The organism is Methanosarcina sp. MTP4, assembly GCF_000970045.1.
In the GTDB taxonomy this organism is placed as follows: Archaea; Halobacteriota; Methanosarcinia; order Methanosarcinales; family Methanosarcinaceae; genus MTP4.
On the sequence record NZ_CP009505.1, the window covers coordinates 3,468,227 to 3,482,066 of the forward strand.

The 13,840-nt window shown below is 45.8% G+C and carries 11 protein-coding genes; 4 read left to right on the top strand and 7 right to left on the bottom strand.

Annotated elements, in window-relative coordinates:
• Window positions 1–330: 330 nt before the first annotated feature.
• Window positions 331–627, bottom strand: a complete 297-nt coding sequence (locus MSMTP_RS18135; protein WP_052718419.1) for a hypothetical protein — start codon at window positions 625–627, stop codon at window positions 331–333.
• 395 nt (window positions 628–1,022) lie between these two features.
• On the opposite strand from MSMTP_RS18135, the gene MSMTP_RS14535 reads away from it, so the two are divergent.
• The 3 genes from MSMTP_RS14535 to MSMTP_RS14550 all read left to right on the top strand — a co-directional run bounded on the left by MSMTP_RS14535 (window position 1,023) and on the right by MSMTP_RS14550 (window position 4,501).
• The gene (locus MSMTP_RS14535; protein WP_048183723.1) at window positions 1,023–1,625 is read left to right on the top strand and encodes a YigZ family protein; all 603 of its coding nucleotides are present in this window, start codon (window positions 1,023–1,025) and stop codon (window positions 1,623–1,625) included.
• A gap of 249 nt (window positions 1,626–1,874) precedes the next feature.
• The gene (locus MSMTP_RS14540; RefSeq protein WP_156153851.1) at window positions 1,875–2,990 is read left to right on the top strand and encodes a hypothetical protein; all 1,116 of its coding nucleotides are present in this window, start codon (window positions 1,875–1,877) and stop codon (window positions 2,988–2,990) included.
• Window positions 2,991–3,583: 593 nt separating this feature from the next.
• On the top strand, window positions 3,584–4,501 hold the full coding sequence (locus MSMTP_RS14550) for a DMT family transporter (RefSeq protein WP_231582803.1): 918 nt from the start codon (window positions 3,584–3,586) through the stop codon (window positions 4,499–4,501).
• A gap of 127 nt (window positions 4,502–4,628) precedes the next feature.
• Here MSMTP_RS14550 and mtaA read toward each other — a convergent pair whose 3' ends face one another.
• On the bottom strand, window positions 4,629–5,654 hold the full coding sequence (gene mtaA, locus MSMTP_RS14555) for a methylcobamide:CoM methyltransferase MtaA (RefSeq protein WP_048180852.1): 1,026 nt from the start codon (window positions 5,652–5,654) through the stop codon (window positions 4,629–4,631).
• Window positions 5,655–5,840: 186 nt separating this feature from the next.
• Here mtaA and MSMTP_RS14560 point away from each other — a divergent pair, with 186 nt between their 5' ends.
• Window positions 5,841–6,146 carry a hypothetical protein gene (locus MSMTP_RS14560; protein ID WP_048180854.1) on the top strand — a complete coding sequence of 102 codons (306 nt, stop codon included), beginning with the start codon at window positions 5,841–5,843 and terminating at the stop codon, window positions 6,144–6,146.
• Window positions 6,147–6,193: 47 nt separating this feature from the next.
• Here the strand turns inward: MSMTP_RS14560 and MSMTP_RS14565 are convergent, their stop codons facing one another.
• The 5 genes from MSMTP_RS14565 to MSMTP_RS14585 all read right to left on the bottom strand — a co-directional run bounded on the left by MSMTP_RS14565 (window position 6,194) and on the right by MSMTP_RS14585 (window position 13,808).
• Complete coding sequence (locus MSMTP_RS14565) at window positions 6,194–7,942, bottom strand: histidine kinase N-terminal 7TM domain-containing protein (protein ID WP_048180857.1); 1,749 nt, start codon at window positions 7,940–7,942, stop codon at window positions 6,194–6,196.
• Between the two features lie 356 nt (window positions 7,943–8,298).
• Window positions 8,299–9,672: a tetratricopeptide repeat protein gene (locus MSMTP_RS14570; RefSeq protein WP_197076097.1), complete on the bottom strand. Its 1,374-nt coding sequence runs from the start codon at window positions 9,670–9,672 to the stop codon at window positions 8,299–8,301.
• A gap of 529 nt (window positions 9,673–10,201) precedes the next feature.
• Window positions 10,202–10,975 (bottom strand): zinc transporter ZupT, encoded by a 774-nt coding sequence (zupT, locus tag MSMTP_RS14575; protein WP_048180861.1) that lies wholly within the window; start codon window positions 10,973–10,975, stop codon window positions 10,202–10,204.
• A gap of 162 nt (window positions 10,976–11,137) precedes the next feature.
• A complete protein-coding gene (locus tag MSMTP_RS14580) occupies window positions 11,138–12,802 on the bottom strand; it encodes a hypothetical protein (protein WP_156153852.1) in 1,665 nt (554 codons plus the stop codon).
• A gap of 457 nt (window positions 12,803–13,259) precedes the next feature.
• Complete coding sequence (locus MSMTP_RS14585) at window positions 13,260–13,808, bottom strand: cohesin domain-containing protein (RefSeq protein ID WP_082090644.1); 549 nt, start codon at window positions 13,806–13,808, stop codon at window positions 13,260–13,262.
• Window positions 13,809–13,840: the final 32 nt, after the last annotated feature.

Below are 13,840 nucleotides of genomic sequence, written 5' to 3' on the forward strand. Positions count from 1 at the left end.
TATCAAGTTTTAAAATGATGCAAACAGCAAATTACAATTATTTTACATAGTACTTATCTTCCTGAGAAACTATGATTACTATAAATACGACACAATGCCTTATTTAAGAAAAGTAAGAATACATAAAAACAGACATGATAAAAGAGGATCAATAAAAATAGAATCAATAAAAATAGAATCAATAAAAATAGAATCAATAAAAATAGAATCAATAAAAATAGAATCAATAAAAACGAGTCAATAAAAATGACGCCGATTTTCTAAAAAAGAAAATTGTAGCCATAAAAAGGCTACCTGAATAGCGATTGTATACTTTTCTTCAGTTGCAGTTTATTCTGCCACTTCTTCTGCTGCATCTTCAGCGGCAACGTCTTCTGTTACGTTTTCAGTGGCAACGTCTTCTGTTACGTTTTCAGTGGCAACATCTTCTGTTACGTTTTCAGCGGCAACATCTTCTGTTACGTTTTCAGCGGCAACATCTTCTGTTACGTTTTCAGCGGCAACATCTTCTGCTGCTTCTTCAACTACTTCTTCTCCACCTTCTTCAGCCTGTTCGGAACAGCCAGCTGCAAAGACAACTGTCGTGACAACAAGGAGCAGGGCCAAGATCTTTAACATTTTCTTCATAATCAAACCTCTGAAAATTCTCTTCCTTTTATTTAAACGACTCAAAAAATAAGGGACACTTAGGCATGAGAAGTCGATTACATTAAAACTTTTCGATTTTTATCAGTGAGAAGCCCTGGTGCGATTAAATAATGAGGGAGAAATAATAAAATGGTTAATAATTTTGACTTAGATAATATTACACTTATTTATTCCATAATTCATTTATATACATCGGATTCGTGTCGAGAGCGAATACTTATCCATAATTATTAGAGGTCCATGGGCATACCAGCTATATAATATAGAATAATTATGAGGCCCATCAATCTTGCTTTTAATAGATGCTCACCCTCAAATTGGAACCTGATACTCTCCGATCCAGCAGCACAAAAGACTTAAATGAGGATTCATGCTTGGCCAGTTACAAAACACTGAAAGAACCTGGAAAAGTCCAAAAAGAATTCAAAAACTCCATATTCATAGGTTACGCCAGGCCCGTGAAAAGTGAGGATGAAGCGAAAGCTTTCGTCAAAGAGATTAAAGAACTTCACCCCAACGCAAACCACAACGTTTCAGCCTACCTCGTAAAAAATGAGAACTTCTTTGCCCTCAAATATGATGATGACGGGGAACCTGCAGGGAGTTCAGGAAAACCCATCTTCAAAGTCCTGGAATTAAAAGAAATCCGGAATGCCGCCGTCGTTGTAACCCGTTATTTCGGAGGGATAAAACTTGGCTACGGGGGGCTTTCAAGGGCATACAGGGAAACGGCAACCTCAGCAATCGAGGAAGCAGGGACTATGGAAGTGTTCGAAAAAGTCCGGTTCAGCATATGCACAGGGTATCCGGAAATCCAGAAAGTAAGGAATCTCATAGGAAAGTATGGGGAGATTTCGCGAGAAGAGTATTCGGATGTAGTAGAATTCACCTTTGAAATAATACAGGGGATGGAAGAAGAGTTTTTAGAAAAACTGGGGAACCTGACAAAGAATAGGGTAGAAATCAAAAAACTGTAACTTAACAAAACTGTAACTTAATTATTAAGGTACACCTCTAACTTCGACCTGAAAATTATTCTGCAACTCCAAAAGCTTTTACTTCCGACAAAATTTGAATATCGTTCCAGTTATATTTGGGAAATTACTAAAAAGTATAGACGGAATATACTACTAAGGTATTACTTTGCCCATTGGACATACCAGCTATAAAAACTATCCAGTGGGAATAACGGAGTGTTTGAGTTGAGTCGGAATAGAGTTACATTTATGCTAATTGCACTTGTTTTTTCGGGAATCGTATTGGCCGCGGCCTCAACTTCCGCTGCCGGAGCAGCTCTGGAAGGAACGGAAACTGAGATCATTTCAGAGTACGGGAACCAGTTTTACCCGGTAATCACGGAAGATTACATTGTCTGGCAGGATGAGAGAGAGGACAATTTTGACATCTACATGTATGACCTTGAGTCCGGAAGAACGGAAGTCCCCGTATTTTCGGGTTCCAGGGATGAGATCGACCCTGCAGTCTCAGGCACGCACCTGGTTGTTGCGGATGACCGACGCAAGAACTTTGATATATACCTGTATGACCTTGAATCCGGAAAAGAGACCCAGATCACCACAGATAGCAAAGACCAGACAGAACCCGCAATATGGGAAAACACAATCGTCTGGACAGACAGGCGCAACCAGCACCTGGACATCTACATGTATGACCTTGGGTCCGGAACGGAAACCCGGGTAACAACAAACACCGATGACCAGACCCAACCTGATGTAGGGGAAAACATAATCGTCTGGACGGACACCCGAAACGGGAACGATGATATCTACATGTACGACATCTCCACGGGAAAAGAAAGCCCTGTGGTGACGGACACTGCGGACCAGTCTAAACCGGCAGTTGACGGGGATTATATAGTCTGGGAAGATAGACGTAACGGGAACCTCGATATATACATGTACGAAATTTCCACAGGGAGAGAAATCGCAGTTTCAACCCATTCATCCGCCCAGAAAGACCCTGCAATATCAGAAGGAAGAATTGTCTGGACGGATTCAAGAGGGGATGGCACCAATATTTACATTTATGACATTTCCTCGGAAACATTAAAAACCGTCTCTACAGCTTCCGCATACCAGAGCAACCCGGCAATTGACGGCAACAAGATTGTCTGGCAGGACAAGCGCAGCGGGTCAATGGACATCTACCTCTTCACGGCAGAAGAGCCTGCGGGAGGAGAAGCCTCAGGAGGGGAAGCCTCAGGAGGGGAAACTCCTGAAAGCGAAAGCGAGGCAAAAGAATCACCTCTCGGAAGCTTTATTGCAGCCACTTCCATAACAATGGCATACTTCATTGTGGCAGGGAGAAAAAAGAAGAATTAAAGGCAGGATAGAACTAAAGGCAGAATAGAACTGAAAAGCAAAAAAGGACCGGTCCCGGAAAATGACAGATTTTTTACAGGGGGCCCTTTATTTCATTCATTTTTACTATTTCAGTTATCATTCTGCAGGAACAAATTCGTTTCAAACCCACCACTCTTTTCTTTCTTTTTTACCCTTATTGCTTCCAGTTCTTCCTTTGAGAAGCCTTTCAATTCAGCGATCCTGTAAATAACCTCGAGGAGATCAACAAGCTCTTCCAGGTCCTTGCTCTCAAGATATTCATCCAGTTCTTCAGAGAGCTTTTTTTCAAGTTCAGGCAGGAACTCAGAATCAGGTAAGGCTTTAGAAGTGCATTATAGACCTGAACTTTTAATAATTTCGGGGGCCCTGTCCCTGACCGCTTTGAAGTGACTTCCTGCCATCTGTTTCTCCTGTTTTATCCCGAATCAACCGGTTTGAACTGGGCCGGCCACTTTTTACCGGGATAAGCCATCATTGCTGAACGTTAACCGACAATGAACACTCTTCCAACAGATATATAAGTGCTATATGTATATTCATCTAAAATGTTCCTGGAGAGCAAAAAGGCACACATGGCAGTGCTTATCGGCTGTGTTTTTTACAGCATGAACGGACTGTTCATTGCCCGAATCCATGACATGTCCATATATTCCACAGTCTTTTACAGGCTGCTCTTTGGCCTGCTCTTCTTATTCGCCTATATAGTGCTCAGGGGAAAAACCTCCGACCTCCGGCTGAAAAAAAAGAAAAAGAAAGGCTATCTGTTCCTGCAGGGGACTCTGGTCGTAGCCTGCATGCTGCTCTACTTTACCTGTCTTAAGATTACCTGCGTATCCATTGCAATCCTGCTCCAGTATACGGCCCCCATCTATGTGATGCTGGCTTCTCCTTTTATCCTGAACGAAAAGATAGGACAGGAAAGCATAGCTGCCCTTTTTGTTGCAATTACAGGGGTCTACCTGATAGTAAAACCGGAAGGAGGCTTTTCAGGAATCGAACTTACAGGCACCTACATGCTCGGAATGGCAGCCGGGATGCTTTCAGGAATCGTTTTTGCAGCCATGATTATAAATGTAAAAATCCTGAAGACGGAATACCCGGAACTGGGAATGGTCTTCTGGCCTATGGGAATCGCTTTTTTGCTCCTCAGCCCTTTCGCATTCAACGTTTCCCCCGCTGTCCTTTCGGACAATGTGCCCGTACTCATGGCCTTCGGGATAGTCTCCATAGGCCTTGGGGAGATCTTTACCATAATAGGGTTTGCTAACCTTGAAACCCAGACAGGAAGCCTGCTTGCCCTTATAGAACCCGTAAGCGGAGTCTTTTTTGACATCGCGGTGCTGGGCATAGCCTTATCCCCAAACACCCTTATCGGGTGCATCCTTATCATGGCATCGGCCTCACTGGTGAGCCTAAAAGATTCCGGAAAAAGGGAAAAAGGAAGCCAGGAACCTCTGCCCCAGGAAATCACTCCCGAAAGTTCAATTTGAAAAGATCTTCAAAGTTTCCAGGGTTCAGGGTTTACGGTTAACCTGATCTCTGTTTAAAAGGGCACCAGGTATACAGTTTAGAGGATCACTTTTAACAGTTTACTTTTAACGGATTACTTTTAACGGTTCACTTCAAGTAGTACTCGTCCCGGGCTCTTACAAAAGCTTTTATGTTTTCCAGGGGGGTGTGGGGAGCAAGCCCGCATCCGGGAGCCAGGATGTCAATCCCGTCTTCGAGACAGGCCCTGGCTTCCATGGCAACGATATCCGGTCCTCTTGTCAGCAGGGTATCCGAAGGTGAGACGTTTCCGATAAGCCTCGCCCGACTTCCCACTATTTCTTTTGCAAAACTGACACCCACTTTCTCCTCTATGCTAATTCCCTCAAAACCGGACTCTGCCAGCGTGCCCAGAACAGCGGTAGCATCCCCACACATATGGATAATTTTCAATCCTTCTACCCTGTTGCAGAATTTCCTGTACAGTGGGTATACCGAAGTTTCGAACATCCTGGGAGCAATAATATCGGGACCTGCTTCAGAATCGATCAGGACAACTGCATCGGCACCCCGCTCAAGGAGGACGTTTGCATATTCGATGCAGGCTTCCATCAAAACAGCAAGAAGGTCTTCCACGACTTCGGGTTTGCTCACAAACCACATCAGGTAATTCTTCATTCCGGCAAGCATGGAAGCAAGCCCTGCTGGCCCCACAAGACCCGCGATCACAGGCACGTCCTCACCTGCTTTCTTCGTCATGATTTCAACAGCGTCCAGAACTGCGGCTGTCCGCCTGCTTTCGAGAAAATCGGCAGGAATTGCAAAATCCTTCACATCAGCCTTCTTCTGTATGGGGAAATCCCTCACGAAAGGCTGGATGTCCACAGTCCCCTCGTCCACGATGCAGCCAAAGGTCTCCGCAAGCACGGTCGTGCAGAAGGGACAGCGTACATTTTCAAACCCCGCGATCTCGTGCCCTGCAAGGGCCAGGGCAGCCATCTTTTCGGCATCGTAGTTGGCCTCAGGCCAGTAAGCTCCGGTCATTTCCATGAGTTCGACAATCCCTGTCTGGGTTACGGAACAGACAGGAACCTTATCCACTGACTCTCCTTTTAGCACTTTTTCGAATCTCTCTTTCAGGGTAAACTCGTTCATATATCCTCCTGAGAAATAAGATAAACGGGATGCTTCAAAAAGATCTTTTCAGACGATCACGGTTTTCAAGTATATGTTAATAGCTGCAAAAACATATAAATAAAGACACTCTCAAAAAAGTAACTTACAAAAATAACTCACAGAAGTAAATTAGAATCAAATGAGCGGGAAAAGGGAAAAGGGAAAATGAAAAACCAGAATGAACGGGACCCAGGCAAACCGGAAAAGCCACAGTGGATGGTTACGTCTTTTGCAGCATGTACAGCCCTCGGGCTCCTCTACGGACTGTTTATCCTCGGGCCTTCCATAAGCAGCCTCCCGGAAGGGGTAGCAATAGGCCTTTCGATCGGGGCAGGCGCGGGCGTAAGCATAGGAGCAATTCTTGAAGTGAGAAAGAACCCTGAAACAACTGAGAAAAAACACAACAAACTTTTGATACTTGTGGTGGCATCAACAGCACTTCTGGTCCTGTTAACATTCCTATATCTTTGAATTGATAAAGCTTGATTTTTGAATTACCTGGACTCTCTGTATTTGAATTAATTGAGGTTTTCAGCAGTGATTCCAGTGGTGATGCCAGCGGCGGTTTTCAGATCAGGACTGACTTGCCGCCAGTTTCCGGCAGGAATGGTGATTTCAAACTTCGCCCCTTCCCCTTCTTTGCCGGTTTCTTTAATTTCCATGCCCGTGATAGAGAGAATTCCTCTTACCAGGAAAAGCCCAAGCCCGGTGTTTTTCCCCACTGATTTCTCAAAGATCAGCTCCTTCATATCTTCCGGAACTCCCACGCCGTTGTCCCGGATTTCGATCACAATGCCTTCCCCTTCCATCCGGTAACTGCAGGAAATCTCTGTTACCGATTCCCCGTGAGCCCTTGCATTGTCAAAGAGATTGTAAAAGGCTTTCCTTAGCAGGGGGTCAGCATACACTTCCAGAGAGCTGTCCTCTATGGAAAAATTAATCCCCTGGCCTGAAAAGGCAAAAGCAGCTTCTCTAGTAGCCCCGGCTATGCACTGCCAGGTAGGGGAAACAACCCCAAGGTCCTGGTAGTCCCTTGTGAAGATGATCTGGTAGTGAATTGTTTCGATGCCCTTATTGAGGTTTTTCAGGTACCTGCTGATCCGGGGGTCCTCCTTAACATCCGGAGGCAGCATCTCGGAAATAAGCTCGGTGTACCCGGAAAGCACATTAACCTGGTTCAGGATATCGTGCCTGGTGATGTTGCTCATGAGGTTGATCTTCTTGTTGGCCTGTTTCAAAGCTTCCTGATACCGGTAGATCTCCGTAATATCATGGATCATGACCAGTCTGCCTTCCGAAGCATCCTTGTGCTCGAGAGGGGTTACGGTGAGAGTGAAATACCCTGGCTGTGCCCCGCCTTTAAGGGAAAATTCCCTGCTGAAACTGCCCTCAGGCACGTCTCCGGAAAAGAGGGTAATTTCTTCCCCGAAAAATTCATCCAGGCTTTTCCCAATTGCTTCTTTTCTCGTTTTGCCCTTCAGTACAAGCGCAGCTTCATTGATATCGACAATAAAATTGGAGAGATCCACCACAACGTAGCCATCACTCATTGATTCAATAACGTTTTCCCTCGCAATCGGGATAATGTTCAGGAACTCGTGCTGCATTGCCCCCCAGAAAAGAATCATTCCGGTGATGGTAAAGGAAAAGGGGGTGGGGTCAAAAAACTCAAAAGGACCGATATCTGCGATGTGGAGCAAATTTCCCAGAACCGGGATACAGGCTGCAGTAAGAGCTATTGCTGCCTGAGCCCGATAAGGGACCGTCAGGCGGACAAACTGCCTGACAAAGAAAAGAATTCCCAGGGAAATTAAAAAGAAGGAGTAAATGTAGAAAAACCAGAAAAAGGGTCCGTGCTGGAATACGAGCAGGGGAAAACCCCCGGAGGTATCCAGGGAATAACTTGTGAAATGAAGCCCGTGCAAGCTGTTCGTGAGCATAGAAAGGATTGTAAAAACGGGGATCAAAAAAAATATTTTTTCGTGCCTGTGCGTAAACGTCCTGAAAATCCCGGAATACTCAGCAGCAAACAAAAACCAGGCTACAGGGGCAAAGGCCATTCCTAAATATTCCAGGCGGGCAAAAAAGTACTTGTATTCGATTTCAACGAACCCGACCTCAAAAGCATAATTAAAAGACCATATAGCCATGCTGAGCATAATCAGGATAAAATATTTGGCAAAAGGCATCCTGCGGTAATTGAAGGCCCTGTAAGCTTTTACAGCAAGTGCAAGGGACAGGAAACCTGAAAAAATAAGTGCTCCCATGTAAGGAAGTGCAACGGGGTGGATTTCCAGACTTATAAAATAACCTTCTTATTTTCAATATGCATTGGCCGACATTTAGTGCCGGAATAAATGTGGGAATTTAGAACTACAAAATGTTTTATTAGTTACATAGGACATTTGTATATAAATTTATTTCTCACAGTATGTCTTTCCGTACATATCGATCCTGAAAAGAGAAACGAAAGCTTAAATGTTCAAAATTATGTTGGGGTTATTACCCTGCATTTTGAGGAAAAATTCAAGATTCTAAAGCTGAAGGAGTGTATATGGGCAATAACTCGGTTTAAAGCCTTAATGAACAGGAATTTTCCTGCAAGCCTTGAACCTGAAACCCATTACTTGCCCACATTCTTAACGTAATTGCGGATCCTGGAGAAAAAATTCAAACCTGATCCGGAAGTCCCGGAAGGATTTGAAACCGCAGCCATTTCCTGCAGGCTTCGGACCTCATTTATTTCGGACACGGGATCGGCACGCCGGGCCAACTGCTCGTTCCCGGCACCTTCTTCAAGTTTCCGGAATGCAAGCCTCTTGCGCTCAGCTGCCCTTGCATTGACCGGACCGTACTCAAGGAATTTTTCATAGCACCTGAGGGCTGCGGAATAATTCCCGCTTTCAAAATAAGCATCTCCCATATGCTCCAGGGCCTCAGGGTAAACGGGTTTCAGTTCGAGGGCATGCTCGTAAGCCAGGACTGCTTCTTCATATCGCTGCAGTTTGTGCAGGAGGAGGCCCCTGTGGTCCCAGGCTGAAGCATAGGCGGGATCAGAATTTAGCGCCCGGCCAACGTAACGAAGGGCTTCTTTGTAGTGCTTCTGCCGGTGCAGGACCCGGGCTTTCCCGTTGAGGGCTGTTGAGCGGTTGGACTCGATTTTAAGAGCCCGGTCAAAGCAACGCAGGGAAGCTGAGAAAGATTCAAGCCGGAAAAGAACCCAGCCTTTCCCGTCCAGGGCACTGGCATCCTTCCGGTCGGTTTCAAGTGCAACGTCAAAACAGGAAAGAGCCGCTTCATAACTTTTAAGATGGTAAAGGGACCATCCCTGTGCGGAAAGCACCTCTGCTGAACTCTCATCCCTGGAAAACAGCCTGGAAAAACAGGGTACTGCCTCATCATAACGCCCGAGCCTGTACAGGGACCAGGCCTGCCCGGAAAGAGCGGTCACGGACATGGGGTTGAGCCTGACAGCATTTTCAAAAGCAGAAAGCGCTTCCTTATACCGCTCGAGGTTATAGAGAGCCCAGCCAAAGCCCGTAAAAGCGTCCTCGATGGAGGGGGCCACCCTGACCGCCCTGGAAAAACAGGACACGGCAAATTCATATTGCCCGAGGTGGTAGAGGCACCAGCCCTTCCCGTCCAGGGCACTTACGTCCCGAACATCAATTTCAAGCGCCCTGTCAAAAAAAGGAGAAGCTTCCTCGTATTTCTCAAGGAAGTAGAGGCACCAGCCCTTCCAGTTCAGGGCAGCCAGGTAATGGGGATCGATTTTGAGCACCCGGTCGTAGCACTGGATTGCTTCTTTAAAACGCTTCAGGTGCCGGAGAGCGTTGGCTTTGTGCTGCCAGGGGAATTTGTCGCGGGGGTCAAGCCCGATCGCCCTGTCATAGCAGTTTATAGCTTTCTCGGGAAAGCCCCGCTGAGCCCAGTAGAGCCCTTCGTTGTCCCATTCCTCCCTGCTTTTTTCAGTGAGCCTTTTTTTCTTCCCTATCATGCTGAACCCCGCCCTCCTGGCGGGACCGAACCGTATTACCGGGGCTGCTATTTTCCGGAATAACAGCTTTCCAGTCCTTCCCCTTTTATTCGGCAAGCACCGATTGACTCCAACCAGGTATAGAAAGCAAAAATCACACAGGTCAAACGAATAAATCATCCGAATGAACCGGGTGAATAAACCATGTAAATACCACATGGATATGAATATATATGGAAATTATAATACTAAAATATTCTTAATAAATTCATATAATATACTAAATGTCTGTATAATAAAAATAAAAAAATAATCACCAGGTTTACGGGGAACAGGATTCCAGAATATTCAGAAAACATTATTTAAAGAGCTTATCCAGAGAAAAATATTTGAAAATAAAAGCTTAAAAAAACTGAAAAATATATAAAAAAATAAATCACTTGAAAGTAAATATTTTTTTGAACTTGGGCACGGGAAAGCGCCCTGCACGCCCGGGGGGTAAAAAAGATATCCGAGTATTATCCGGACCTTCAATGCAGGTTAGAAAATTTCAACCCAGAAGGTAGAGGCTCAGGGCTACCACAGCCATCCCGGAAACAAGGCCCGAGAATGTCAGGTGCTCGTCCCCATATTTTATGGCAATGGGCAGCAGCTCGTCAAAACAGATAAAAACCATTATTCCACCTACCGCTCCCAGCACAAGGGAGAGTATTTCAGGGCTCAAAAAGCGAAAGAGAAGCAGATAGCCAAGCGCTGCCCCGAGAGGCTCGGCAAGCCCGGCAAGGAAGGAATAGGTAAACGCTTTTTTCCTGTCCCCGCTTGCATAATAGATAGGGACCGAAACCGCAATTCCCTCGGGGATATTATGTATTGCGATAGCCACAGCCACGGAAAGCCCAAGGTAAGGCGAACTCATAGAGGTCACCAGCACTGCCATGCCTTCCGGGAAATTATGCATTGCAATTCCCGCAGCAGTGAGCAAGCCGGCCTTCTGGAGTTTCTGGCTTTCAGCCTCAACTCCCGTTTGAAAGTTTCCATCAGGCAGGGTATCCAGATGGACGTGCCAGACAAGCCGGTCCAGAAACCCCATCCCGAGCACCCCCAGGAAAAATGCCGCATTCCCCCGGAAAAATCCCGCACTTTCCACCGAGTCTGCCAGGAGTTCCGCAAAAGAGAGGTAAAGCATGGCCCCGGCTGCAAAGCCGAGAAGAACCGATAGATGGGTCTTTTTCGGGCACGGGATAAAAAAAGCGATCAGACTCCCGATTCCAGTGGAAAGACCGGCAAGGGTTGTAAGGATAAAAGCGGTGGTTGCACCATCCATAATTCTCCCCGATAAAGAAATGAGAGCTTATGGGCTTTAAAGGAAGTAGAAAAACAGATCACGGGAAAAGAGGGAATCACAGGGTTAAGCATTAAAAAAGAAAAAGCTGGAAAGGGTGATTAAGCCCTTTCCTTTTAAAGAGTTTATCCGGTCTGTTAGCAGTTACGGTGCAGGCACGAACCAGTTTTCGTAGCTTGAATCCTCAGTCTGATAGTAGTCATCGAATTCAGGATACGGACCTGTTATGGTTTTTGATTCATCAGGGGCCGGCCAGTCGGTGTACGGCACGACAACTATGTACGGGACATTATACCCGACTTCAGGAAGTTTTGTAGTTGCTGGCTGCATATCAGGGATGTGGCGTTCAACATTACCGATTGAGCGGTCGTTCATCCAGGGGTCATAAAACGCAAAGAGCGGATCAAGATCAAACCTGGGAGCGGCCGGGTTTTCGTCATACATGTCGTCACTGGAAGTGATTTCGATCATAATGCTGACATTGTCATCTGCAGTGAAGTGGAGAGTGTCAAAGAGCACTGCGTCAAAGTCTCCGGCTCCGGAATAGACACCCTCTGGAGTTTCTGAACCCTCTTCAGCGGTGCTTCTGCTAATGGTGTAGGTATACTCGGTACTGTCGGAGAGTTCACGGAAGATGTGGATGTCGTGCTTATCCCCGGCTTTGTGGGCAACAGCCTCAAATTCCATGTAAATTGAAGAAAGTGCGCTTCCGGTATACTTTTCCTCAACCTGCATGTTCATTCCAAAGTCGTTGTAGTCGAAATCGCCGCCCTGCCTATCTTCATACCCAACATATGCGTTGCCTTCAGCCGGGAAGGAAACAGTGGTTTCAATGTCATATGTGAAGTACATTGCCCAGTTTCCTTTCTCAAGGAAGGGAGTTCCATTGCCCCAGGCAGTTTCCTCCGTAACTTCAATGCAATCTTGCAAGGACTGTATAGCGTTCAGGTCGTACCCGTCGGCGTTGGAGTTATGTTCAGAGGGATCGGAAGTGTCAACTATTTTGATGTATCTTGCTTCTTCCAGGCTCCCCAGGTCGAATTCAGCAATGGTGTGGATGTAATTAACCGGGTCTCTCTGAGTGTTGTTGGCTTCACCAAGATATGTCCACACCTCTCCATCCGGACTGGCATAGACTTCAGCTTTTTCAACCGGGTAAGATCCCCAGGTGTCTTCGATGATCTTCAGGTCATTGCCTTCACCATTCCTGATCGGGCATGCGAATTCAACGGTGATATTGCCGCCAAACCCGAGGCTGAAGAAATTTGTTTCATCCCGCCCGGTTTCATATACCAGTCCCTGTTCCGGAACAGAGCGTGCAACTGAGACATTATTGCCGTTCTTCTGAAGTCCCTGGTTATAATCAATAACCCTGGATGCATCATAGGGAGCCGGAGTAATAACTTCGGTTTTCTGAACTACTGCATGGGTGGCGATGAAGAGAGTATCGTCATCCTCAACATCATTCGGATCGATACCGAGCTCATCCAGGCTAATTGTGTAAGTATACTCTGTCACCGCAGGGTCATGGGTGTCGGTGAGAGCAAATTGTCCCGGAATAGGACTGCCCTTTTTGGTAGTTGGGATCCCATCAAGGCTGTTGGCAACAGCGAGATGTGTTTCGGTAATAACCCAGCCGTCTTCTGCGGCGTACTTAACTGAAAGGTTTTCCAGGTCGTTCCATACTGTTATGTTTCCGGCGTCTATGTTCTGGCCTGCAACCAGGTCGACTTCTTCAAGTGCTGAAGCCGCAGGGACCAGGGCTATCAGAACAAGAGCCATTGTGAACAGACTATTCAATTTTTTCATTTCATACCTCCTCATAGGGAAACAGGGAGAACTCCTTGTTAATAGGGAAACAGGGAGTACTTCTTGAGTTTAGGAAATTTTAATCAATTCACTCTTGACAGAGTGAAAATATAAAGATACTTTAATAAAGTGGGATATATACAGAGATGTTTATAAATAGTAAAGAATGAAAAAGCTTTTAAAATTAATTTAAAGCTTCACAAACCTTCATGTCATTAAAAAAAGCCCATAATTACCCGGAAAAACAGATTGAACAGATTATAAAGTTTTTACAGAATATAAGATGTCGAAATCGATAAAATATAACAAAGAATATAAAAATAGAAACATATGGTAAAATGAGAGAACAAAGTAAAAATAAAAGAAAGGTAAAAATCGAAAAACAAGGGAAAAAGGAGAAAAAAGATAAAAGAAAAAAGAAAAAAAGAATTGTACTTCCTTTATTTACTTACTTTGTTCATCGGGTCACGAAAGTAGCCAGCCCCAGCACAGCAAGCAGCAGCAGACAGGAATCGGCATAACCGCCAGCAGGGGATGTTTCGGAAACTGCCAGGCTTCCTCCCCTGACTGTTGGAAGGACCTCAACAAGGTCAAGGTTGTGCACGGAAACCTCCTCAAAGGTGAGCGGGGACGAACTGCCTGCTTCCCCTTTCATAAGGAAAGAGACAAGCACTACTGAGCCGTCTCCGTTTATTCCCGAAGCATCGGCAAGGGCTATTACAACTTTCCCGGGGGTTTTGGTTCCGGACTCGATAAATGCGTTTTTCCCCAGATCTCCGGCTTCGACCCCGGTCGCCTGGAGCACAGAACTGTCATATGCAAGCACGATATCCATGCTCCCGATATTATCGGCGCCCTGAAGTTTGATCGGGATCATTACCGTGTTCCCCGGTGCGGCTCCGGCATCTGCGATGCTTACAGTCAGGGAGGCTGCACATGCAGGAGAAATAAAGCAGAGCAGGGCTGCTCCGAACAGGAGCATTTTCATAGGATTCATTTGTCTCATCTTTTCACCTCAGACAGTGCCGACTGCCTGCT